Source organism: Peribacillus simplex NBRC 15720 = DSM 1321, assembly GCF_002243645.1.
Classification (GTDB): domain Bacteria; phylum Bacillota; class Bacilli; order Bacillales; family DSM-1321; genus Peribacillus; species Peribacillus simplex.
Genome location: NZ_CP017704.1, coordinates 1,554,861 through 1,578,372, shown reverse-complemented (window position 1 = coordinate 1,578,372; position 23,512 = coordinate 1,554,861). Strand labels below are relative to the sequence as shown.

The following is a 23,512-nucleotide window of genomic DNA, read 5'->3' as shown; positions in this document are numbered from 1 at the left end:
TGTAAGTTTATGCTTTTTATGTAATAATTATTTTGTAGAAATGTAAAGTTACAATTCATACATAGTGAAGGTGGGGATCATAATGGCAACGGGAACGCATACTGTAGTAGTTCCAGTAGATGTACAAGCAGTTTGGGATTATGTCAGTGATCTCGAAAAATGGGCAACGACAGTACCAGCCTATAAAGAACATGAAATCATAAATGACAAGCAATCTATTTGGACATTTGAAGGTAGTGTGAAAGGTATTAAAAAAACAATACAAGCGCAGGTAGATATTACCGAATGGAATGAACCTTCAAATATTAAGTTTGAACTAAAAGGTTTATCAGATAATTTTACAGGAAGCGGTCACTTTACTGCAGAAGATGTTAATGGTAAAACAATAATGACTTGTACGGTGGAAATCCATGCAGGCGGATTATCTGGTGCGGTGTTAACACCAATTATTAAATGGGCTGTTCCAAAAGTAGCATCTCGTTTAACAGAATCTATCGCACGTAAAATTGCAGTATTCTCATAGTTTTCAAAGATTGAAAGCCAATTCATTTTGGAGATACCTTCTCTGAAGTATAGATGGTAACATTCTGAAGTGACCAATATAATGATATCGAGCTCTACTAGAAATTTTATAATTAGCGGAAAGGGGGCTGTCCAAAAAGGATGGCCTCTTTTTTTAATATTCCAGAATCGCTTTTCTTAATGAACTAACGGGTGCGTTAGCGTCATAAGAAGGCAGCCATTTGGCTGCCTTTTGAACGTGCGATTCTTTACATTATCATACATTCAAATCAAGTAAAAAAAATTCCCTTGTTCAGCTAAAGTGTGCGTCGTACTAGAAAATAAGCGAGCAAAAAATGAAGGCATCCTAATAAGAGAAGAAGAAGTCGTGTCAGAAAATAAATAATTCCCTATCAAAAAACCACACATCATGGTGTGGTTTTTCATTTTTCTTCCTTTTATGCTCCTTTTACATCCATTCCCTTCATCATCGAACGGTCTTGGAGGCTTTCGGAACGCATGCTATATGCCACAAGCTTCTTATTGTCCTGTTTTACGACATCCACATGGTCGCCGTACACGAACACCAATAACCGAATATCCTTTTTGCCTTTTTTCGTATCGATGACCAATGGCTTCACACCGCTCTTTGGCTTTAAAAACAAGGAATCGTTTCCAGGAAATATATGATTTTTCTTCAAAACCATCGCGTGGTTAACATCCTGAATCACTTGGTTCTTCTCTTCCCCTTCCAATCGTTTTCCGTCAATCGTGATCACGGTATTCCCGTCACTAAGTGTTGGATGCATCTTAAATTTATTCAAAAGCCAATTGACGACATCGGTTGGAAGGCAGGTAACAACTAGTTTAAATATCGTTAAAATAATGGTCAAAATCAAAACGGGTCCTGTCATTTTTTCATCATCTCCGTATGTTATAAATGCCTCATTATAAACAGCTGCCTCTATATTACCAAAAGAATGGACATTTTTTCTTCGGAAATATGTCCATTCTCGTAACAATTTCCTTTTGGAGCGTGCGGTATAAACTAACGGACAGGGGTTGTTCCCGCAGCTCCTTTCATATTGAAAAGGGTAGATTAGCATTCCTGTAGATCGTTAAATATCAGGTTTGAAAAAAATAGAGCCCCTCAGTAAGATACGAGTATAGAGTCCAATCTAACTCAGAGTCTTAAGGAGGAAGCCCTACTATGAATTTTAAAATGCAAGACAAACAAAATCAACTAATAGAAAGAATTTCCGATACACACCTTATTGTTGGTGTGGATATCGCTCAACAACTACACGTTGCAAGAGCAGTTAACTTCCGTGGAATTGTAGTTGGAGAGCCTCTTACATTTGAAAATAATGAAGAGGGGTTCCTTAAACTATTAAAATGGATTCATGATTTAAAAAGATTAAAAAACTTAGATGCAGCAATAGTAGGTATGGAGCCTACAGGCCATTACTGGATTAACCTTTCAAAATGGTTATATAACCAAAACATTGAGGTTGTAACAGTCAATCCCCACTTAGTAAAAAGGAATAAAGAGAATCGTGATAATACCCAATCTAAGAGTGATAAAAAAGATGCGCTCGTTATCGCGGATATGGTCAAAAACGGCTACTATTCCTTTATTCGCCCATCATCAGAATCATTTGAGAAGCTTAGAGTTCTAATGTCTAATCGTGATGTGATTGTTAAACGTCTCGTGATGTCTATTAATCAAGTAAATCGATGGGTGGATGTGGTCTTTCCTGAACTCAGACAAGTGTTTAAAGATGTAACGTGCAAAGGGGCGATCGCAACCCTTCGTTTATTTCCTACACCGGATGAAATATCTTCACTAGAAACACTAGATGTCATGAGGGGTTGGAAGTCTTTAATGAAACGACAACCAGGACCCAAGAAGGCTCAATTACTAATCAATCTAGCAAAATCCTCTATTGGGACCGGACAAGCTCTTGATGCTTATAAATTCCATTTAGAACAATTATTAGAGGAATATGACCTCGCTGTCAAACAACTCGAAAGAGTTGAACAACAAGTTAAAGAAGTTCTCTACAAAATACCATTTGCAAAAAAACTACTTATGATTAAAGGAATAAGTGAAATTTCATTAGCCGGGATACTGGGTGAATCAGGAGATCTAAGTGGTTTCTCTCACGGAAACTCTCTATTGCGGCATGCGGGATTACATCTAGCTGAAGCAAGTTCAGGCAAATGGAAAGGTCAGATTGTCATTTCAAAGCGTGGAAGGTCAAGACTACGACGATTCCTCTACTTAGCAACTATGAGCCTTGTGATGAATAACCCTGAGTTTAAGGCCGTCCATTCCCATAATGTGAAGGTAAAGAAGATAAAGAAAATGAAATCAATCATGAAACTCATAGGTAAACTAGCAAGGATTTTTGTAGGAATAGCACGACGAAACGAGTCTTATTGTCCAAATAAAGTCCAAGTATTAATCCCATTAGCAGCATAGAAATAAAACATTAGTTATATAGAATGTATCATTCAAAATAGTTAACTTTAATTTTGAATGTTGTCTTATTCGTAGGATTTCAAATATGTACGAGTACCAGGTTTCTTAAACAAAAGGGCACAGTGACCCATCAGGTTAGCATAACTGGCCTCCACCCCTTGGATAGGCATGACGAAGGAATGAGAGGGCGATTGACCCGTTGAGACATGGGAGGGAAAGCCTCCAGGGGCGGCATGGAGATGTACATTATATGGTAAAATGTGGAGTGGTAACTGACTCCTTTATTTAACTATGCCTTCACGAAGCCTAACTTATCTGAACTCATTTCATTTACCCGTAAGTCTAATTACAAGGGGTATGAAATCCTGCGAATAAGTGAGCATTCGAGAGATATTCGCATCAAACTGAGGGAGTTTAGGAATAAATGATATAATTTGTAATATTGATTTAATTGAAAGGAGGTTGCTTCATATGCCAATATGTCAGCACTGTGGCTATAAATGGGGTTGGATAGAGGCTTTTTTTAAAATGTTTACCTTTAAAAAAAAGTTAAGATGTCCATCCTGTGATTCATCTCAATACGTTTCCAAGAAATCAAGAAAGCTATTAAGCTTATATATATTTATATCTTTATTGTTTGTCCCATTAGTATCATTTGGTGTACCTAAAGGTTATGTCTTAGCTTTTGAAATAGTTGCTTATGCTTTGGTTATTATTTTGATGCCATTTATATATAAGCTAAGTAACAAGGATGAACCGATGTGGTAGGCATTTAAGTAACCAGTGCGTTAGCTGAAGATCGGAGCTGGCTTTAAGGCAGCTTTTTTTTATGGAACTAAAGGGGCAGTTTAGTTCCATAAGAATTCTATGTTATTCGACCAACGCGTCAGGCTAAATTATCAAACTTAGTCTTGTCTTTTTGGGTTAATATTGAGGTAAGGCTATTGTTTTTATATGGGGGATGTAAAATGAGCAATTATAATATTGGTTTTCAATGTAAATGTTGTGGAAATTACCACGAGGAACTTCCCTTGAGTTATGGAAGTCCTGTTCCTGATTACTATGAAGAAGTTCCAATCGAAGAACAAGAAAATCGTATTGAGATGAATGAAGATGTGTGCATTATAGATGATGAATATTTCTTTATTCGTGGATGTATTGAACTTCCAGTAATAGATGGGGAAGGTCCTTTTATTTGGGATGTTTGGGTTTCATTAAGTGAAACGAATTTTGATAAAATGATGGAGTATGGGGAAGTTGAAGGAAGAGAAAAGGATTTGGAACCAATGTTTGGTTGGCTGCAAACTTCTATCCCTTGTTATCCTGAAACACTAAACTTAAAAACAATGGTACACACTCGTCCAATAGGTTTGCGACCTTATATAGAATTAGAACCAACACAACACCCATTATCCTTAGAACAAAGAGAAGGAATTGGTTTTAAAAAAATAAAACAGATTGCAGAAGATTTATGTGATGTAGAAGAATAATAATAACCCTCAACGGGTATGTGAGCTGATTGATTGAGCTGTCTTTAAGGCATCTTTTTTTATAGAACTATCGGGGCAATTTAGTTTAATAAGTTCAAATGATAAGATAAAGAATTAATGGCGAATATAGGGGCGATTCAAAATGGATAACTGGAGAAATAATACGATTTGGTTTGAACAATTACCAGATATTCTTCAGTCTTACTTAAACTTAAAAGAAGATAAGTTTAATGAGATGCAGCTTGAAAACATTGAGTATTTAACTCTTTGGTACCATAAAAAGAATAAGCTGGGCAACTTTGTTGGTATTCCTGAAAATCTCCTCTATCTAGAATTAAACAGGTCCAATATACAAGAATTCCTTGGGATAGAAAAAATGACTAAATTAAAGCGTTTAGAATTACATTATTGTACTAATTTACAAAATGATTTTGGTTTATCTGGATTAGCCAATACTCTAGAACATTTACATATTAATCAATCAGGGAAATTTGTACCAAATGAAGAATTATTCTCTCTGACAAATCTACGGGTTCTGTGCCTTAATTCTTGCGGTAATCTTGAAAATTTGAATTTTTTAAATCAATTTCTTAACCTAATTGACTTTAGATTTGTTGATACTAATGTGTTAGATGGTGACTTATCACCAATTTTAGACCATCCAACAATCCGAAGTGTAGGCTTTCTGAATAGGCGACATTACAATATTAAAGATGATAAGATGGATGCTTTGTTAAAGGATAAAAATGGTGGAGAAGAATTTAAAACTGTTATCAAGTATGGAAAATACGAGACTTTTAGATATATTTATTAACTCAATTGTTAATGAACTAACGGGTGCGTTAGCTGAAGATCGGAGCTGTCTTTAAGGCAGCTTTTCCTTATGGAACTAAAGGGGCAGGATAGTTGCATAAGGATTGAAACTTTATTAATTTCGGAATCGTATAAAAGAGAGTAAATACGGGTAGGATACGATAACTTATAAGGGATGATATTTAATGGAAACTTGTAGCAAATGCGGCAACGAACTTACGAAGGCCTATATTTCTGGAATTCAAGGAGAATTTCAGATAAACCAAAAACCAAGAGGTTTTTTCACGGATAGTCCGATTTACAGCAAAGTATCTACTTATGTTTGTTCTAAATGTGGGTATTTAGAGTTCTATGTAGAACAACCTGACAAATTCAAATATTGAAAGGGATTTCTACTTCTTGTAAAAGACTCAAGGTTGCTGCGGCAACCTTTTTATATGGCACTAACGGGGCAGGATAGTTGAACAAAAGGTACAATAATCTGGTATTTCATTTAGGAGGCTTAGATATGAATGATTACGGATATTTTGACAATGTAAATTATACAGGTAACCACCTACATATAGACAATTACCAAAACGAGTTTACTCCTTATATCGAGGCCATTGCTTGGGAAAGACAAGATAAGACAATGGATATATTTTTCGATGATTTTGAAAATGAAAAGGAGTTTAACACATTATTTGGAGCTAAGGAACGTTATTATGATGACTTTATGGGGGTATTTTTAGGTAATGTAAAAACAGACGAACAAGCCTATGAAATGTTTCGTAGTTGGGTCGATACAGTGCTATATCCGTATAGAAATGGAACTAATAAAATGTAATCTAGTTAAACTAACCGGTGCGTTAGCTGAAGCCGAAGATCGGAGCTGTCTTAAGGCAGCTTTTTCTTTATGTAACTAACGGGGCGGGGTAGTTCATTACAGTTTATAATATGAGTAGACTTTGATTTAGATTGAGGAGATAAAATAATGCGTTCTTTTTTGAGAAAAGAATTTTGGGATGATAGAAATAAACCTATTCTGTTTATACAGTGGGCATTGACACTCTTTGCAATAATATTATATTTCCAAACTTATGACAGTATAGATTACTTTTACTCTGGAATTTTAAGACTAATTGCAGGAATAATCACCCTTCTAATAGGAATTGAAAACTATATTGTTAAAAAAAGAGAATATATATTTTGGTTCATCCTAACGATATTGTTTTGTGGAATGGGGATAGACATATTAATGAACTCCCTCAGTTTAATAGATAATGCTCACGAATACTCGCTTATTCGCAGGATTTCAAACCACATGGTATAGGTTGCTATAGATGAACGCAAGAGATAGGACCGTTTTGATAAGATGAGGGCAGATTGAAATAGGGGATCTGTTGAAAATCCCATATTATTACATATACTGCACGCATTCTCCACGCTGCCCCTGGAGGCTTTCCCTCCCATGTCTCAACGGGTCATAATCCTATGCCCTTTCATTCCTTCGTCATGCCTATCCAAGGGGTGAAGGCCGGTTTTGCTAACGGAACGGGTCATTGCCCTTTTGTTCATTACATCCAGTACTTCGTGCTTTCTTTGAAATCCTACGAATAAGCCAACTTTCGTTAAATAACAATGTGAATGTAAATTTACGCTGCTAGTTGTTCAAATGGGAAGATCATTTCCGGTTTATAGGCAGAGCCATTACGAGCTATACCTACTAGGACACGGGCGAGTTTTCCACAAAGTTTCATGATGGATTTCATTTTCTTAATCTTCTTCACTTTAACATTATTCGAGTGTAGGGCTTTAAACTCAGGGTTATTCATCACTAGACTCATGGTCGCAAGGAAGAGGTAACGCCGCAGGCGTGATCTTCCACGTTTGGAAAGAACAATTTGGCCTTTCCACTTCCCAGAGCTTGCTTCAGCGAGATGCAATCCTGCATGACGAAGGAGCGCATTCCCGTGAGCGAACCCACTCAGATCTCCAGCTTCTCCTAAGATTCCCGCTAGTGAAATCTCGCTGATTCCTTTAATGGCAAGTATTTGCTTAACGAATGGAATCTGTTCCAAGACGTTTGTGACTTCTTGCGTCACTCTTTCGAGTTGGGATGAAGCGAGATCATATTCCTCTAATAATTGTCCCAAGTGAAGTTTATACGCATCAAGGGCTTGTTTCGTACCAATTGAACGCTTGGCCAATACAAGCAGGGAACGGGCTTTTTTATGCCCGGAATGTCGCTTCATACATGATTTCCAACCGGTTACGATATCTTGAGGCTGTAAGGAACATAATTCAGCTGGGGTAGGAAAGAGGCGTAGGGTTGCGATTGCCCCTTTACATGATACGTCTTTAAACACTTGCCGGAGCTCGGGAAAGACCACATCCACCCATCGATTAATTTGGTTGATGGAGCTAACATGACGCTTAACGATCACATCTCGGTTAGCCATAAGGACACGAAGTTTTTCAAATGATTCTGAAGTGGAACGAACGAAGGCATAGTAGCCATTCTTCACCATATCAGCGATGACAAGGGCATCTTTTTTATCACTTTTGGATTGCGTATTATCACGATTTTCTTTGTTTCTTTTGACATGGTGAGGATTGACGGTGACGACATCCATGTTTTGTTTGACTAGCCACTTTGAAAGGTTTATCCAATAATGTCCGGTAGGTTCCATTCCGACTATCGTTGTGTCTAGGTTTTTCATTTGTTTTAGTTCCTGGATCCAGTTTAGTAATCGAGTAAAACCCTCTTCGTTATTTTCAAAAGACAAGGGTTTCCCGACCACAATGCCCCGAAAGTTTACAGCACGGGCCACGTGTAAGTGTTGGGCAATATCCACACCAACAACTAGATGTTGATCCGTAATTCTCTCAATTAGTTGATTTTGTTTGTTTTGCATTTTAAAATTCATAGTAGGGCTTCCTCCTTAAGACTTTGAGTTAGATTGGTCTCTATACTCGTATCTTACTGAGGGGCTCTATTTTTTTCAAACCTGATATTTAACGATCTACAGGAATGCTAACGGGTGCGTTAGCTGAAGATCAGAGCTGTCTTTAAGGCAGCTTTTTCTTATGGAACTAAACCAGCTAATAGTTTGTCAACATTTTTCAATAAAAAGATAAAAACATACGTGATATACTAATAATAGGCATACCAAATAACCTTCCTTCAGACTCTCATTTGGAAGGTTTTGTTCTTTTTAGTTAAATATAAATTTTAAACAATATCTTGGAAAGTCATTTTGTTCTTTAATAGAGCGAAAATCCAGTGTAAGAGCTTATTTACACAGGCTATGACGGCTACCTTATAAGGCTTTCCTTCCTCGCGTTTCTTGTCATAAAACACGCGTAGCTTCTTATTTCGAGGGATAATTTCATCAGTTGTCTTAGACTTCCGGCAATCACGAATAGCACAACGAACCGCCATATATAAGGCATGTCGAAGTCTGCTAGAACCTCTTTTAGTGATTCTATTTTTGGTAGCTGTAAACTTACCGGATTCGAATACACTAGGATCAACTCCAGAGAAAGCTACAAGTTTTTTAGGATTATTAAATCGATCTATCTCACCAATTTCAGAAATAATCGTTGCCGCGATCTTTTCTCCGATACCTGGGATAGATTTGAGGATCGTATATTCTTCAATTTCTTTAGCGAGGGCGTCTATCTCTGCCTCTAACTTTGATAGATGCTCTTTGTACTGAAGAAGAATATTTATATACATACCAAGGCTTAAAATATGACTCTGATAGACTGTCTTTTCAAAAGGGTTACGAGCTGCCGCAGCTTTAAGCTGAATCGCTTTTTCATTTGCCCATTTAATTGATCTACTCTTGCATAACTCAAATATCCTTGCTGTAATTGCTTCTTCACTTGCCTTCAAAATGTCCTCTGAAGAGGGAAACTCTGAAAGAGTTAAGAGTGACACCACAGAATATAAATCTCCAAAAACTCCTTTATATTCAGGAAACACTTGTTCAAGCACTGCCTGAAATTGAAGCTTTGTTTGAATCATAACGCCAGTTATGTTTTCATGTTGTCTTGTGAGATTACGAAGGTTCAATAACTGGACTCCACGCTTTTTATATGGCTCTAACTCTTCTTTATAAAACAACTCACAGAGAAGATAGGCATCAATGGCATCTGTTTTTACCTTTCTTAAGCTTGATCCTCTTGCCTTATATGAAATCAATGGATTAATGATAATCAATAAATATCCTCGTTCTTCCAAGTAATGAACGACTGGAGTTTGATAATGTCCAGTGGCTTCTAAAACGACTGAAGGCTTCTGACCAGACACTTTCTTTACATCCTCAAGAAACGCTACAAGTAAATTAAGCCCCTCAACAGTATGAGTTATTTTAAAACTCTTTTGATAAGGTTTCCCCTTATCCAAAAATGCTTGAACCTGACTTTCCCCTTTTGAAATATCCAGACCAACGACTGGATTCATTCTAAATCTCCTCCTAATCTAGTGGATTACCGGTACCCCTATTTCTCCTTGCAGTGTCACAGCTTCGCTTGTTATACGAGATCTACGTCCCAACCAGCCTAATCATGTTTCTACAAGTAGGGGGCAAACTGTTTAGTTGACGGGGTCTATCCCCACGAGCAGGTACGTTTTGCCCCGGCTACCGTTATAATAAAACCATATAAAAAATGGTCAACCAGAAATATTTTCTGGCTGACCTTATAATACGAAAGGGGCAGGTTAGTTCAATAAACTTAGTGTATTCGGACTGTGCGTATTTATATAGGTTAAATAAGCAATATTAGCTTTATAAAACTAAAGACCCTAATTTGTTTTAGTATATTTTTTCGGAAGAAAGACTTATTCATAATCTTCTTTATTAACTTGAAAAAGTTAACCGATCAAAATATTTCTGTAAGAGGTTTGTACTTCTCTGAAACCGGCTCTTTCTTTTCAGTAACCCCTCTAATATTATTAAATAAGAATACCTTATTCTGTGGATCAGATTTAATTATTCTATATTTATCATCCATTATTACAAAGGCACAATTGTTATCAATTGCAATACCTGGAATATTACTTACTGAGCAAAGGCTTTTTACAATAGGGTTCGTACTTATAAGAACCAACTTCTTTTCCTCATTATTATAGTTTAAGGTACTCTATACAAAAGTATTTGAATATTGTACTTTCCCTGCCTATTCAGTTCCTTTTTATTCTAAATAGGTTCGAGAAATAAGGTCGTCATTAAGTGCTTACGATATATGATATCTAAACAAACAAAAAAGCTGTGATCCCAATTTTCGGGATGCACTGCTTTTTTGTTTGTTTAGGTATTCTACGCATTCATCATTAGCTCGATAACTTCTTATCATTCGTTAAATCAAAATCCGCATAATCCTGAACCCTTTCGATTTTACCAACCAAGAAAATGTATGACAGGGCTCCAGCAAAGGTTATACAAGCAATAAAGGTAAGTGCAGGAGCAAAATCACCGCCCTTTGCCAGGAAACCAATCACAATCGGTATAATAATTGATGCTGTACCACCAATGAAATTGAAGGTACCTCCAGCAATCCCAATCAGCCTTTTTGGGGCAAGCAATGAAACAAACACCCAGGTGATTGAAGCGAAACCGTTTCCAAAAAAGGCGATACACATGAATAAAATAACTAGATTAGTATTGTCAACGAAATTCGCTCCAATGATTGAAGTGGAAAGCAATAATCCTGATATTACCGGAACTTTCCTTGCAATATCTGCAGATACTCCTTTTTTAACAAGGAAATCAGATAGGAAGCCTGCGAGTAAAACTCCGACAAATGCCGCTAAGAATGGTAGGGAAGCCAGAAGACCAGACTTAATGAATGTTAAGCCTCTGTATTCAACAAGGTAAGTAGGGAACCATGTTAAGAAAAACCATAGTGTGGAAGCTACTGCAAACTGTCCTATATATATTCCCCATAGTTTTCTGCTTGTCAGAACAGCCAAGAAATCTTTTTTACCTATTTTTCTAACAGGTGAATCATCATTTCCAGAAGAAGATTCAACGATAGCTCCACCTTTTTTGATATAATCCATTTCAGCCTTGTTAATGCTCTTACTATGCTGTGGATCTCTATATAAAACATACCATAAAATGGACCAAGCCACCCCTATGATACCTGTTATAATGAAAAGCCCTCGCCAGCCTACTGACTGCTGGAGAAACACTAATGTTGGAGTTAAAAAAGCCAGTCCTACAAATTGACCAGATGTGTAGATGGAGATGGCTCTTGCTCGTTCATTTTCTGGAAACCAGCTAGCCGCAACCTTACTGTTGGTCGGGAAGGCAGGAGCTTCGAACGCTCCAAGCCCAATCCTCAACAAGAAAAACCCTGAAAAACCGCTTACAAATCCCTGTAGAAGCGTTGCGATGGAAAAGCCCGCAATTCCGTATGCGTGAGTTCTACGATTTCCTAGTTTTTCTAAAATCCACCCGCCTGGAATCTGCAAAGCACAATAAGTCCAGCCGAACGCAGAAAAGATTAACCCCATACTTACGGAATCCAATCCTAGTTCTTTTGAAATAAAAGGTGCTGCTATGGAAATATTGCTTCGATCCATGTAGTTAATAATTACGGTGAAAAATAGCATCATTACAATTCCGTAACGAACTTTTGTCATTTTCTTATTCACTGTACTCACCTTTTTCATTTGGGATTTTCTTTTACCACTCCGCGATACTACCGTCCTTGTGTCTCCAAACAGGGTTTCTCCAATTATGACCAATCTCCGTCATTTTTCTCACATGGTCCTCATTTATCTCGATTCCCAGTCCTGCCCCATCCGGAATCTTCACATAACCTTCCTCGTATTTGAACACTTGGTTATCAACTATGTAATCCAGTAAATCACTACCTTGGTTATAATGAATGCCTAGGCTTTGTTCTTGGATAAATGCATTATGGCACGTAGCATCCACTTGTAGGCAGGCTGCCAAAGCAATCGGCCCTAATGGACAATGAGGAGCAGCTGCCACATCAAAAGCCTCAGCCATCGAGATGATTTTCTTACATTCTGTTATTCCCCCAGCGTGCGATAAATCAGGCTGAATAATATCGGCATATCCATCTGTAAGCAGCTTTTTAAAATCCCACTTAGAGTACATTCTTTCACCGGTTGCAATCGGAATCGCAGTATGATTCACAATTTCCCGCAAAGCTTCATTATTCTCTGGTAATACAGGCTCTTCAATGAACATCGGTCTGTATGCTTCCAGCTCTTTTACAAGGATTTTGGCCATTGGTTTATGGACCCTTCCGTGAAAGTCAATTCCGATTCCAATATGTGGGCCTACTGATTCACGTACAGCAGCAATTCGCTCTATCACCTGATCAATTTTTTCATATGAGTCCACATATTGGAGTTCCTCAGTCCCATTCATTTTAACCGCTGTGAATCCTTTAGATACCACTGCCTTAGCAGCTTCACCAACATCGGAAGGACGGTCTCCGCCAATCCAAGAATAAACCTTAATAGAATCTCTGGCTTTTCCTCCAAGAAGCTGGTGGACCGGGGCGTTATAATATTTCCCTTTGATATCCCAAAGAGCTTGATCAATCCCAGAAATCGCACTCATTAAGATTGGGCCTCCACGATAGAATCCTGCTCTGTACATGAGATTCCAATGATCTTCAATATTAAGTGGATCTTTACCAATTAGATTTTCCATTAATTCATCAACTGCAGCTTTAACAGTTGCCGCTTTTCCCTCAATTACGGGTTCTCCCCAGCCAACAATGCCTTCATCTGTTTCAATTTTTAAAAATAACCAACGAGGTGGTACTTGGAATAATTCATAGCTTTTAATTTTCATAGTTAATCTCTCCTTAGTAGTTTTATGGGTGATTGATAGACATCTATGTTTTTAAGATCGAATAGCAGAAACAAATGATCTAGCTTTTTGCGTCAATTCCATTAAGTACCTTTCATTTACTTCCTGTTTTGCGTCGACAAGCGAGCTGCCAATTCCGAAACCAACAACTCCAGCTTTTTGGAACTCGGCTATATTGTCTAAAGTAACTCCCCCTGTAGGTAAAAGAGGGATATGAGATAACGGACCACGAATATCCTTAAAATAATTTGGACCGACACTTGCCGGGAAAACCTTGATAATATCTCCTCCATTTTCATATGCTGTTAGAATTTCTGTAGGGGTGTAAGCTCCTGGTATACTAACTGCACCATATCTTTTCGTCATTTTAATGGTTTCTAGATCTACGGTTGGAGATAAGATGAATTTTGAACCTGCGAGGAGGGCTGCCCGGGCTGTTTCAGGGTCTAATACCGTACCAGCGCCCACCACCATTTCCTCGCCAAGCTCTTGAGAAACAAGTTCAATAGATTCTAGAGCATTAGGAGAGTTAAGAGTGATCTCAATTAATCTGATACCACCATCCCGTAAAGCCTTTGCAATTTTTAATGTATCCTCTGGCTTTGCCCCTCGGACAATGGATATGATTTTATTTTCAAAAATACGAGTAAGCGTATTCATTCTGAACACTCCTTTAACGGATTACATCCTCTTTATTGGTTTGGTTCATATATTTTTCAAGTGTTTCTTTATCTGGAAGCCCTTCAATATCACCATTTACAGATGTAACAATTGCTCCTATCGCACAACCACGTTTTACCGCTTCATGAATAGGTATTTCATCCAATATCCCGGATAATACGCCGGCAGCGAATCCATCGCCAGCTCCAATAGGATCGATTACCGTTTCGACTTGATAAGGCTGAACATAACCAGAAGTATCAGAAGTGGAATAGTATGCTCCCTTTTCTCCTAGTTTCACTATTACCATTTCAGCACCTAATTGTTTACATTCTCTCGCTATCTGTTCACAATCTGTTGACTTGAATAAGTAGTATCCTTCCGTGATTCCTGGAAGAATGATATCGGACTTTGCTGCTATTTCCAATAACGTTTCTCTACCTGTTTTATCATCAAGAAGCGTCTTTCGTACATTGGGGTCAAATACAATTTTTTGACCATTTTTCTTGGCAAGCTCTATTGCATGTAAAACGGTATTTTTACAAGAATCACTAAGTGCAGGTGTTATTCCAGTAAGATATAGGAACTTTGCTTTGGCTATATAGCTTTCTTCCATATCTGCAGGGACCATTTTACTGGCAGCAGATTGATTTCGGTAATAGAAGACTCTTGAACTATTGTTAGTTGTTCTTTCTCTTAAAAACAAACCTGTGGGTGCGCTTTCATCTTCTTTTACAAAAGAAGTGTCTACGCCTTCCCCCCGTATTCTTGAAAGGATACGTTTTCCAAGCTCATCCTTGCCTACTCTGCTCATCCAGCCCGTTTGATAGCCAAGCTTCGCTAATCCAATAAGTGTATTTGTTTCAGCACCGGCAACTCTCGAAGTGAAATTCCGGTTGTATCGTAATTGACCTGTATCTTCAGCAGAAAATAAGATCATCGTTTCCCCTAAACTTACAACATCCATATGAACACCTCGTTTCATTAAAACTGACTATTCCCTGCATTTCCAATACTGGTTGCAACGTCTTTTGCGGTGGTAATCAATTTTCCTACGATAAAATCCTTTTGCTTAATCATCCTTTCTTTTGGACCCGCCACACTGATGGCTGCTTGAATGGTATGGTTTGTTCCATAAATCGGAGCAGCCAGACAGAATAAACCATCTTCATTTTCCTCATCATCTATCGAATAACCAAGCTCATTGAACATCGTTAGCTGCTGTTCAAGCCGCTTTTTGTCTGTGATGGTGTGCTCGGTGATAGGGCGTAATTCAAGACTATCTAGGATAGTAGTCCTTTGTTGCTGAGGTAAAAAGGCCAAAAAAGCCTTTCCGAGACCTGTGCAATATAATGGTTTTTGACTTCCAGGCTGTGCGGTAGTACGAATAGAACGGTTGTTATCAATTTTCGCAACATATACCAGTTCATTCTCTGATAACACCGCCATGAATACCGTTTCTTGAACATCCTCCATCAATTTTTTTAAATAAGGCAAGCCTTGAGAGGAAATATCCAACGAATCCATAGCAGCGCTACCAATTTGAATCAGCTTTGGTCCTAATTTATATTTATTATAGGAATCGAGAGAGAGATACCCCTCATTTAACAACGTTCTAATGAGACCAGAAGTACTGCTTTGTGGAAAAGACAAGGATTCACTAATTTCCTTAATGGTTAAACCATGCTGATCCTGGCTTAATAATTCAAACACTCTTAAAACTCTTTCTGCAGATTTAACGGACATTTGTTTACTCTCCTTTAAATCACATATATGATTTAATATCCTATATATGATTTGATAATTTAATATTATCATAGGGATATTAATTATCAAGATTAAAATTTTTATTTTTCAAAAAATTTAAATTTTAAGAATTATAAACCCGTTAAGAATAATTCTGATATCGACTTTCGCCAAATTGCATTTCTTGTTGGATTCGGCACATTTGAAGTAAGTGATCGTGCTGATCGTACTTGTAGAAACCCACAAACAGGAGAGGAAATACAAATTGCGGTATCCAAAGTTCCTACTTTTAAACCAGGTAAGGAATTAAAAGAGGCTGTTAAAATAAAATTCAGCGTTCAAAGTCAACAACCCCTTGTAATTTCTTCAATTTCCCTGAATGTCATTCTTTGAGAATAACATTGCAATAGCAGCCTGATACAATCACAACTTGAGCTCGGTTATGCGTTGGGTTCATCAATATGAAACGGAATTAGAAAGGGCACAGCGTATATCTTAGGCCAACAAATGACTCCTGGAGAGTCGGTGAAACGTATATCAAAGAAAAAAGTAAATGTATTTATCTGTATTGTGCAGTGGATTCTAAAGGGGAATTTTTATCTCAGTAAAACAAGAGACAAAAAGACTGCAAAGCGCTTCTTCAAGAAAAGCTTTGCAGTCTTTTTGAAATCAAACGAAAAAGTAGAAAGAAAGAATTCACAAATAAACAAGGATACGAAACTAAGAAGCAATTTTCAAATGAACAATAGACTCGGTAGAAGATACTGATAAGGCCATAACAAACAAGGTTAGTAGTCATATGGTTAAATGAGAGGTCTACATAATATCCATTTTACTATTAATTTATGGCTCGCCCCTTATAAATTGCTTAGGAATCGAAAGAGATTAGGATCAAGGGAGATTTGAAAACGGAGTTCCATGCTTTTCTAAAACAATATAAATTAGTCGAATGATTCAAGTCTAAGAAGAGAACTGTGCAAAATAAATTAGCGAACTTCTTCTTTTTTATATATCACTCAGCTGTTGTACTAGTTAGGATAGGTTGCACTATCCGAATAGACTACATAATAACTGAAAATAAACTTCTTTTTTCCTACATTAAGTGGCTAACAATCTTAACCTCCAGCTAATAAAATTAGATTACGGAAAATTCAGACATTAAAAAGGAGGGGACAAAGGTTATTGAAAAATGAAAGCGTTTCCTATTGGTGCGGGATACGATTTGTTAAATGAAATCTAAATTTAAGGGGGGCAATAATATGAAGTTGATTAACCCAATGAAAGTAATTGACGGAAGCCGCATTCATTCATTTCATATTTGGCTTGTTTTCTGGCTTTTTCTTGTCATTTTGTTTGATGGATATGATGTTGTCATTTACGGGGCTGTCGTTCCATCTCTTATTAAGGAGTGGGGAATATCGGATGTGACAGCACGCACCTTTTGGTGCACGTGGATTGAATTCCGGAGTACCGGATGCAATTATTTCTGTAAGGGGAATTGAGAAAGCGCTTCAATCTAACTCTGAAGCGAAGCGAAAAGAAGCAATTGATGCAGCAGCCACTGAAAGACGTATTGCCGCAAAGTGGAACCGAGACGGTTCAACCACTGCATTGCATCACCTTCAAGGGGATGCCCCTGAAATGAACCTTAAGCGTGAACTTGCAGCATCCCTCGTATCCATAGTTCCAAGACTGGGACGCTGGTTCGATGAAGGACCATATGGACCGAAATTTGGTCCTTCAGAACTGACAACAAAATATTAACAGACATTGGTCGGCAGGGAAATCCCAGTCGGCCTGATAAAACGGAAGATATGAAAGGAGCGGACTAATATGGCTTTAGCCGGAATAATCAATGAAGAAAAGTACGGTACGGACGCACGGTCTGCCAATGAAATGATTGAGCGACTTACATCCATCGAATGGTATTCACAAGTCGGGGTAAAGTGTAGTGAAGCAGAGAAAAAAGTAAATCAGTTTATGAGCGCAATTGGCGTCAGTGAATATAAAATAAAGTGGATTTCGGCAGCGCAGGTTTCAGAAGCAATCAGCTGTCTTTCGTTTGAAAGAAGTATGCTTTGGGAAGTTCTGAAAGAATTACCGGATCAACTTAAGGAAAAGATCGATGCCTCTGGAAGTGAAAAACTGCTTGCAGATATCGTGGACAAAGTGCCGGATGCCGTTTTTCATGGAGCATATAAACAAGCATTCAATACATTTAGGGATGAAAAGGCAATCAAGTTCCTCGTAGGACATGCCATGTATATAAGTATTCTTGCTTGTACAGCCGAACTTGCCTGTGAAGAAAACCCATTTTCATTTATTGTAGAATTGCTTGCAGATGGACATTTGCCGCTCGGTCCTGAAGGAAATACATTTTATCTTCTATAATTTAGGAAGCAAACATTATAGTGATGTTTGCTTTCTAATATCACCTACTCACACATATCTACCGGATAACACATATAGTAGTGTTGAGATACTATTGCGTTTTTACATTAGCCCGTCGGACGACCACTATCTTCGAATAAGAAAACATAGAAGAATGGCGCCTTATCAATTGTAGGGTTAAAAAGGAAATCCCCTACCAATTTACCCCGGAAGTAGAGGAGCTTTTTTCCTACATTCCTTTTTTCTTATTTCTATTAAAGTAATAAAAGACTGCGATTACCAGAATCAACAGTACCAAAACAATCCTTACATCGTCCGATGCCTTCAATACTTGTGTTACCGAATACGCTTCGACAAGGAGGGCAGGCAGTTTTCCGATGGATGTCGCGAGAAAGAAAATCATCATTCCCGTCTTGCTTAATGCTGCTGTAAGGTTGATCACGCCGGATGGTATAAAAGGAAGGAGCCTAAGCATCAGGATCATCCAAAAAGCATGAAACCCTTGTGACTTTTGCAGCTTCATGACCCACCGGTTCTTCATGAACTTGGGTTTGAATGTTTGAAAGCCCTTCCGATATAACCAAAAGCTGACCACTGCTCCGGCAATTTCTCCCATGTAAGAAAGGATCAATCCCTTTTCAAAACCAAATACGGTGATATTGGCAGCCGTGATGAATACGCTTGGAATAAAACCGAGCACGCTAATCAATATATTGAATACTAAACTTACAGCAATGGAAAAAGGTCCGCTGGATAGTAATGCCTCAGAAATGAAATTCATATCAATCCACAGAACTCCATTTATATCCGATGCCCCAGACCGTTTTCAAATGTTGATCTGTTGGAAAACCGGCATGACGCAATTTCTCTCTAATATTTCGAATATGGGAATCGATTGTCCGATCTTCCGTATCCGTTTTAAATCCCCATATGGTCGAAAGCAGGTGATCTCTGGAATACACTTGATCTGGGGATTTTAAAAACAAGAACAACAGTGAGAACTCTTTTGGTGTTAATGGGATTGTTTTGGCATCATAATGTGCTTCATAAGAGGATTCAGTTAATTTTAGCCCCCTAAAGATCACATGATCATCCTGGCTTTGCATTCGCCGCGTCACCGCTTCGATTCTGGCAAGTAAAACATCTTCATTAAAGGGTTTCGTAATATAATCGTCTGCGCCCTTTTTCAACCCTTTCACCATTTCTTGTGCAGCATCCCGGGCGGTGAGCATGATTATGGGAATATTGGAAAACGCACGGATCCTTTCGCACGTTTCCCACCCATCCATCTCAGGCATCATTATATCAAGAAGTACTATGTCCGCATGTTTATGCCCTAAGAACTGTAAGGCTTCATGTCCAGATTTCATCTTCATGCATGTATATCCGTGAGGTACAATGTATAGCTCTAATAGATCAAGCATTCTCTGTTCATCATCAACCAGAACTACTGTCTTCATTTGTTATCTCCTTAAATGTGATGGTGAAGCACGTTCCTTGCTCCAAGTTGCTTTTAACCGAAATGGTTCCTCCTTGTATTTCCACTAATTGCTTGACGATGGAGAGGCCCAATCCGAATCCACCGGTATCTCTGGCGCGTGATTTCTCGACACGATATAAACGATCAAAGATATGGGGGATATCTTCAGGAGGAATGCCAACCCCTTGATCGATTATGGAGATGGAAATCCTGCCATTGCATTCAGTGGCTTTGATGGTGGTGACTGTATATTCGTTCGAGTACTTCAGTGCATTATCCAGCAGGTTAAGAATGACTTGCTCAAACCGTGAGGGATCTATATCTATAAATAAATAATCCTTACATTCCAGATTCAATTGAATTCTTTCATTTGCAAAAGCCGGTAACACTTTTTCATGAATGTTTTGCAGGATTGAAGAGAGCTGGACGGTTTCTTTTGATATGGTGAATGTATTTACATCCATTCTAGCGATATTGAATAGTTCGTCCAATAATCTGTTTATTCGTTCGGATTCATCATGGATGATCTCTAAGTATTGTGTTCTTTTGGATACATCTAAATCTTTCCGGCGGGCAATATCTGCGTATCCCTTGATATAAGTTAGCGGCGTGCGCAGTTCATGTGAGATGCTTGCCAAAAATTCATTGCGTTCCTTCGTTAAATAGTTCAATTCATTAGCCAAGCTTTGAATGGATTGGGCAAGCTCCCCAAGTTCATCATGAGATCGTACTGGCACAGCTACCGAAAAATTCCCTTTGCTGAGTTTGGTTGTCGCTTCCTTCATGGCAATAAGCGGTCTAGTCAAAGCTTTTGATAGAAAATAAATGATGATAAGCATGAAGAAAAGGAGCAATGCAGTCGCAAGAAGGAAATGCCTATTCAATTGTGCGATTAAATCCTCAACATCTCTAGTATCTTTGAACATATAAACATAGCCTTTGTTTTCTTTATCACTGATAAATGGCGTAACGGTGGCTATATATCTATCATCCTTCCAACTTGATTGTATGACCAGACCTTTTCGGGGTACTTGTGGGATGTTTATTGCTAAGGTTTTTTCCATTCCCCCATTTACCTTTTCTGAAGATATCAGAATATCTCCTCTTGTGTTCGTAATCACGACATCTGTATCGGTATGTGATTCCATTAGGGCGATATGCTGAAGTGTTGAGTCGGAATACGTAATTTCCAACACATCACGATGACTATTGCCACGGGCCTTCAGTGATTCCAATTCTTGATTGATACGGGAATGGATCACTTTATTATGTAAGTAAATCATGGAAACTGTTTCCAATAAAAAAATGCAAACAAATATAGATAGTCCGAGTTTAAAGGAGATTTTCAATGCATTCACCTTCTTATAGAATAAAGTCAGTTTAGCGAAAAAGTATGAAGAAAGTATGCAGTTTTTTCAATTTCTTCGCATCTTCTTAAACAACGATAATCCGAATGATCACTTGTTGCAAGAAGGACAACATTTTAATGGACCCAAACTGCATTTTTTCAGTCTTGGTTATATGGTAATCGGAAATCAAGTTGTATTTTGACACCTACTCCAAATAAACATAAGCATTGCTAAACAGCACAAAAATCAATTGGAAATATACATAACGCTTTTAGTTGATTTAGTCTATTCGAAATATTTTGCATAGAGGAAACATTTTGTCATAAATGAATACTATGTAAAAAAGGAGCTGATCCAAATGAATTGTACAAACCGTACGCAAAAAAAAATAATGGCTTATTCCGCATTATTCAAAAAAATGGGCATTCTCAATGATGAGGAATACAAAAATATCGCAAAGACCTTTCAAACAAAGGATTGAGGATGTGTCCATTGGATATTCATACACTTTTATCCTGCATTAAACGGTCTGTAAAACCCCCGCCTTCCATTTTTTCGAATGGGGAGGGGGACTGCAGTCTGGTAGGAACTCATTTGCTCCCATTAATTACAGAGGAGGATGATGGTTTCCCTTGTTGTCTCTTAAGGGGGTGTCTCCGATGCGGTTAATTTGTCCGGTTCTGATTCCTATCGGATTTCATCTTTTTGACGGCTTCACTTTTAGCCATACAGCTGGACGGAATATGTATCCTAAGTTTGAAAAATTACATATATGATGGACGTTCATGTGAAAATAGGAGGTTGATTATTAAAAATGGGCAGGCCATTATATATTTTGCTATTGCTTAATTTCTCTGTTTTTATGGATGTTAAAAAGTGAAAAGGAAGATTGTTGTGATCCGGTGGTGTTCTCTGCGATAATGTTTAATAAAGAAATCGAAAAGGAGTTACGTAGGATGGCAGAGGACTTTAAGATTCCCAGCTTGAAAGTTGATGAGATCGATAAGAAAATCATATCGGTTTTACATGAAGATGCGCGAATTTCATATACCGACTTAGCGAAGAAAGTGGAGCTCTCCAGGGTTGCGGTTCAAATGAGAATTAATCATCTTGTTGAAAACGGTGTGATCGAGAGGTTTACCGCAGTTATAAATCCAGCAAAGGTCGGCATCCATGTTTCGGCTTTCTTTAACGTTGAGGTTGAGCCTAAATATCTGGAATCGGTAGCGCAGCAATTAGAAAGTGAACCGGCAGTAACGAGCTTATACCATATGACCGGTCCGAGTAAACTCCATATGCACGGAATCTTTACTGATAATCAGGAGATGGAACGCTTTCTCAATGAGAAGCTGTATGCGGTCGTCGGTGTTGTCAGCGTTGATTGCCAAATTCTAATTAAACGTTATAAAAGCCGGATGGGCATGAAGCTTTAAATGAAAAAATCCCCCTATATAGGTGGATTTTTTATTATCATGTGAGCGGTATGATAAAGCCGCCGTACGCAAATGCAAGAATGATTACGAATGCAGGGTGAATCTTGAATTTACCTAAAGCCAGGAAGGCTAATCCAGCGATGACGATTGAATGGATGTAGCCGATGGAACCGACGGCATCAGCAGCCATATTCCAGGTGAGCAATAACATCATGATCGCGATCACGGGCTGCACAAGCAGGGACATGCCTTTTACGATAGGTGATTGCTTGTATTTTCGCAGGATTTTTAATAAATATATCAAAGCCACGGCTGAAGGGATGATCGTACCCGCCAATGCAGCTAAAAATCCTGGCCAGCCATATACATCATATCCGACATATGCGGCTATTTTGGTGGCGATAGGACCTGGGAGTGAATTTCCTAACGCAAGCATTTGTGAGAACTCGGTATTATCAAGCCAGCCGTAACGGGTGACGATTTGATCATACATAAGCGGAATCGAGGCTGGACCACCGCCGTATCCAAGAATATTGGCTATGAAAAATGCTAGAAAAACAGCAACTCCAATAGGGATGATTAGACCCATTAGGCGGATTCCTCCTTCCTATTAACCTTTTTATTTTTCAATCTATCCTTTAATTTAAAATGGAACGCCCCATATATAAGGAAAATCATAATGACGATACCCGGATGTAGGGAAATGATCTGCAGGAGGAAAAAGGAAATCGCAAAAAAGGTGATTCCGAGCACCTTTCCTAAACCTTTTACCGCCTTTTCGCCAAACTCATAAGCCATTTGACCAAGCATGACGGCAACAACTGGCATGACAGCAGCAATCATATTACTGATCATCGCTGAATTACTTAAAACATTAATGAACGCAATTAAGAAAACCATCGCAAAGCATGAAGGTAAAACGTGTGCGGCCACACTTACGAGGGCTCCCGGCCAGCCTTTTAATTTATAACCAAGATATGCTGCCATCTTCGTGGCAATCGGTCCTGGGAGTGTATTGGCAATCGCCAAAGTGTCCCCGAATTCATCATCGTCGAGCCAATGATAGCGGGAAACTGCTTCATGGCGGATGAGCGGGATGACAGATGGCCCGCCGCCGAAACCTAAAATGCCCGTTCTCATCATCCCGACCGTTAATTCCGTATATGAATTTTTCAAAAACGATTCCTCCTTTGTTTTAAATTTAGAGTTCATTTCCATGATTATGAATTAATGATAACAAAAATGATTTCGAAATGTACATAAAATTCAAATGATAATTACGTAATGAATGTATAAATGGTATTTATTAATTAAATTGAC

Annotated in this window: 22 protein-coding genes and 4 pseudogenes; 13 read left to right on the top strand and 13 right to left on the bottom strand. The window is 38.3% G+C overall.

The genetic code is table 11. The features are described from left to right. The first annotated feature begins 82 nt into the window (after nt 1–82). Complete coding sequence (locus BS1321_RS07495; protein WP_053347531.1) at nt 83–523, top strand: SRPBCC family protein; 441 nt, start codon at nt 83–85, stop codon at nt 521–523. A gap of 436 nt (nt 524–959) precedes the next feature. On the opposite strand, the gene BS1321_RS07490 is transcribed toward BS1321_RS07495, so the two are convergent. Continuing rightward, nucleotides 960–1,415: a YfmQ family protein gene (locus BS1321_RS07490; RefSeq protein ID WP_063236452.1), complete on the bottom strand. Its 456-nt coding sequence runs from the start codon at nt 1,413–1,415 to the stop codon at nt 960–962. Nucleotides 1,416–1,711: 296 nt separating this feature from the next. Here BS1321_RS07490 and BS1321_RS07485 point away from each other — a divergent pair, with 296 nt between their 5' ends. From BS1321_RS07485 to BS1321_RS07455, 6 genes are all read left to right on the top strand, one after another. After that, on the top strand, nt 1,712–2,986 hold the full coding sequence (locus BS1321_RS07485) for an IS110 family RNA-guided transposase (protein WP_063236580.1): 1,275 nt from the start codon (nt 1,712–1,714) through the stop codon (nt 2,984–2,986). A 471-nt stretch (nt 2,987–3,457) separates the two neighbouring features. After that, nucleotides 3,458–3,754: a TIGR04104 family putative zinc finger protein gene (locus BS1321_RS07480; protein WP_063236574.1), complete on the top strand. Its 297-nt coding sequence runs from the start codon at nt 3,458–3,460 to the stop codon at nt 3,752–3,754. Nucleotides 3,755–3,954: 200 nt separating this feature from the next. After that, nucleotides 3,955–4,476: a DUF2199 domain-containing protein gene (locus tag BS1321_RS07475; protein ID WP_063236575.1), complete on the top strand. Its 522-nt coding sequence runs from the start codon at nt 3,955–3,957 to the stop codon at nt 4,474–4,476. 142 nt (nt 4,477–4,618) lie between these two features. After that, nucleotides 4,619–5,290, top strand: a complete 672-nt coding sequence (locus BS1321_RS07470) for a hypothetical protein (protein WP_063236576.1) — start codon at nt 4,619–4,621, stop codon at nt 5,288–5,290. 507 nt (nt 5,291–5,797) lie between these two features. Continuing rightward, complete coding sequence (locus BS1321_RS07460) at nt 5,798–6,115, top strand: hypothetical protein (protein ID WP_063236588.1); 318 nt, start codon at nt 5,798–5,800, stop codon at nt 6,113–6,115. A gap of 147 nt (nt 6,116–6,262) precedes the next feature. After that, nucleotides 6,263–6,601 carry a hypothetical protein gene (locus tag BS1321_RS07455; RefSeq protein WP_094246593.1) on the top strand — a complete coding sequence of 113 codons (339 nt, stop codon included), beginning with the start codon at nt 6,263–6,265 and terminating at the stop codon, nt 6,599–6,601. Nucleotides 6,602–6,923: 322 nt separating this feature from the next. On the opposite strand, the gene BS1321_RS07450 is transcribed toward BS1321_RS07455, so the two are convergent. The 7 genes from BS1321_RS07450 to BS1321_RS07415 form a co-directional block, all read right to left on the bottom strand. Then, a complete protein-coding gene (locus tag BS1321_RS07450; protein WP_063236581.1) occupies nt 6,924–8,198 on the bottom strand; it encodes an IS110 family RNA-guided transposase in 1,275 nt (424 codons plus the stop codon). A 305-nt stretch (nt 8,199–8,503) separates the two neighbouring features. Next, nucleotides 8,504–9,739 carry an IS110 family RNA-guided transposase gene (locus BS1321_RS07445; protein ID WP_094246592.1) on the bottom strand — a complete coding sequence of 412 codons (1,236 nt, stop codon included), beginning with the start codon at nt 9,737–9,739 and terminating at the stop codon, nt 8,504–8,506. A gap of 870 nt (nt 9,740–10,609) precedes the next feature. Next, complete coding sequence (locus tag BS1321_RS07435) at nt 10,610–11,935, bottom strand: MFS transporter (protein WP_230161051.1); 1,326 nt, start codon at nt 11,933–11,935, stop codon at nt 10,610–10,612. A gap of 31 nt (nt 11,936–11,966) precedes the next feature. Further along, nucleotides 11,967–13,115: a galactonate dehydratase gene (dgoD, locus tag BS1321_RS07430; RefSeq protein ID WP_063232406.1), complete on the bottom strand. Its 1,149-nt coding sequence runs from the start codon at nt 13,113–13,115 to the stop codon at nt 11,967–11,969. Between the two features lie 51 nt (nt 13,116–13,166). Further along, a complete protein-coding gene (locus BS1321_RS07425) occupies nt 13,167–13,793 on the bottom strand; it encodes a bifunctional 4-hydroxy-2-oxoglutarate aldolase/2-dehydro-3-deoxy-phosphogluconate aldolase (protein WP_063232405.1) in 627 nt (208 codons plus the stop codon). Nucleotides 13,794–13,806: 13 nt separating this feature from the next. After that, a complete protein-coding gene (locus BS1321_RS07420) occupies nt 13,807–14,760 on the bottom strand; it encodes a sugar kinase (RefSeq protein WP_063232428.1) in 954 nt (317 codons plus the stop codon). A gap of 17 nt (nt 14,761–14,777) precedes the next feature. After that, nucleotides 14,778–15,539 carry an IclR family transcriptional regulator gene (locus BS1321_RS07415; RefSeq protein WP_063232404.1) on the bottom strand — a complete coding sequence of 254 codons (762 nt, stop codon included), beginning with the start codon at nt 15,537–15,539 and terminating at the stop codon, nt 14,778–14,780. A gap of 183 nt (nt 15,540–15,722) precedes the next feature. Here BS1321_RS07415 and BS1321_RS07410 point away from each other — a divergent pair. The 5 genes and pseudogenes from BS1321_RS07410 to BS1321_RS07390 form a co-directional block, all read left to right on the top strand. Further along, nucleotides 15,723–15,863 (top strand): annotated as a pseudogene (locus BS1321_RS07410) (HU family DNA-binding protein); the annotation flags it as partial. Nucleotides 15,864–15,972: 109 nt separating this feature from the next. Continuing rightward, a pseudogene (locus BS1321_RS28095) lies at nt 15,973–16,223 on the top strand (DDE-type integrase/transposase/recombinase); the annotation flags it as partial. Nucleotides 16,224–16,798: 575 nt separating this feature from the next. Next, nucleotides 16,799–16,972 (top strand): annotated as a pseudogene (locus BS1321_RS07400) (aromatic acid/H+ symport family MFS transporter); the annotation flags it as partial. A gap of 1 nt (nt 16,973) precedes the next feature. Beyond that, nucleotides 16,974–17,303: pseudogene (locus tag BS1321_RS07395) on the top strand (monooxygenase); the annotation flags it as partial. Between the two features lie 69 nt (nt 17,304–17,372). Beyond that, nucleotides 17,373–17,930 carry a hypothetical protein gene (locus BS1321_RS07390; protein WP_063232400.1) on the top strand — a complete coding sequence of 186 codons (558 nt, stop codon included), beginning with the start codon at nt 17,373–17,375 and terminating at the stop codon, nt 17,928–17,930. Between the two features lie 229 nt (nt 17,931–18,159). On the opposite strand, the gene BS1321_RS07385 is transcribed toward BS1321_RS07390, so the two are convergent. Genes BS1321_RS07385 through BS1321_RS07375 form a run of 3 tightly spaced genes read right to left on the bottom strand, consistent with a single transcriptional unit; the run spans nt 18,160 to nt 20,759 of the window. Beyond that, the gene (locus BS1321_RS07385) at nt 18,160–18,711 is read right to left on the bottom strand and encodes a TVP38/TMEM64 family protein (protein WP_063232399.1); all 552 of its coding nucleotides are present in this window, start codon (nt 18,709–18,711) and stop codon (nt 18,160–18,162) included. Between the two features lies 1 nt (nt 18,712). Then, a complete protein-coding gene (locus BS1321_RS07380) occupies nt 18,713–19,390 on the bottom strand; it encodes a response regulator transcription factor (RefSeq protein WP_063232398.1) in 678 nt (225 codons plus the stop codon). Next, nucleotides 19,368–20,759: a HAMP domain-containing sensor histidine kinase gene (locus tag BS1321_RS07375; RefSeq protein WP_063232397.1), complete on the bottom strand. Its 1,392-nt coding sequence runs from the start codon at nt 20,757–20,759 to the stop codon at nt 19,368–19,370. The genes BS1321_RS07380 and BS1321_RS07375 overlap by 23 nt, the downstream gene beginning before the upstream one ends. A 956-nt stretch (nt 20,760–21,715) precedes the next feature. Here BS1321_RS07375 and BS1321_RS07370 point away from each other — a divergent pair. Then, a complete protein-coding gene (locus tag BS1321_RS07370; RefSeq protein ID WP_034315019.1) occupies nt 21,716–22,192 on the top strand; it encodes a chromate efflux transcriptional regulator ChrS in 477 nt (158 codons plus the stop codon). 37 nt (nt 22,193–22,229) lie between these two features. Here BS1321_RS07370 and BS1321_RS07365 read toward each other — a convergent pair whose 3' ends face one another. Both BS1321_RS07365 and BS1321_RS07360 read right to left on the bottom strand, forming a co-directional pair. Next, the gene (locus BS1321_RS07365) at nt 22,230–22,781 is read right to left on the bottom strand and encodes a chromate efflux transporter ChrA (protein WP_063232396.1); all 552 of its coding nucleotides are present in this window, start codon (nt 22,779–22,781) and stop codon (nt 22,230–22,232) included. Continuing rightward, complete coding sequence (locus BS1321_RS07360) at nt 22,781–23,368, bottom strand: chromate efflux transporter ChrB (protein ID WP_063232395.1); 588 nt, start codon at nt 23,366–23,368, stop codon at nt 22,781–22,783. Before BS1321_RS07360 ends, BS1321_RS07365 begins: the two co-directional genes overlap by 1 nt. Nucleotides 23,369–23,512 lie beyond the last annotated feature (144 nt).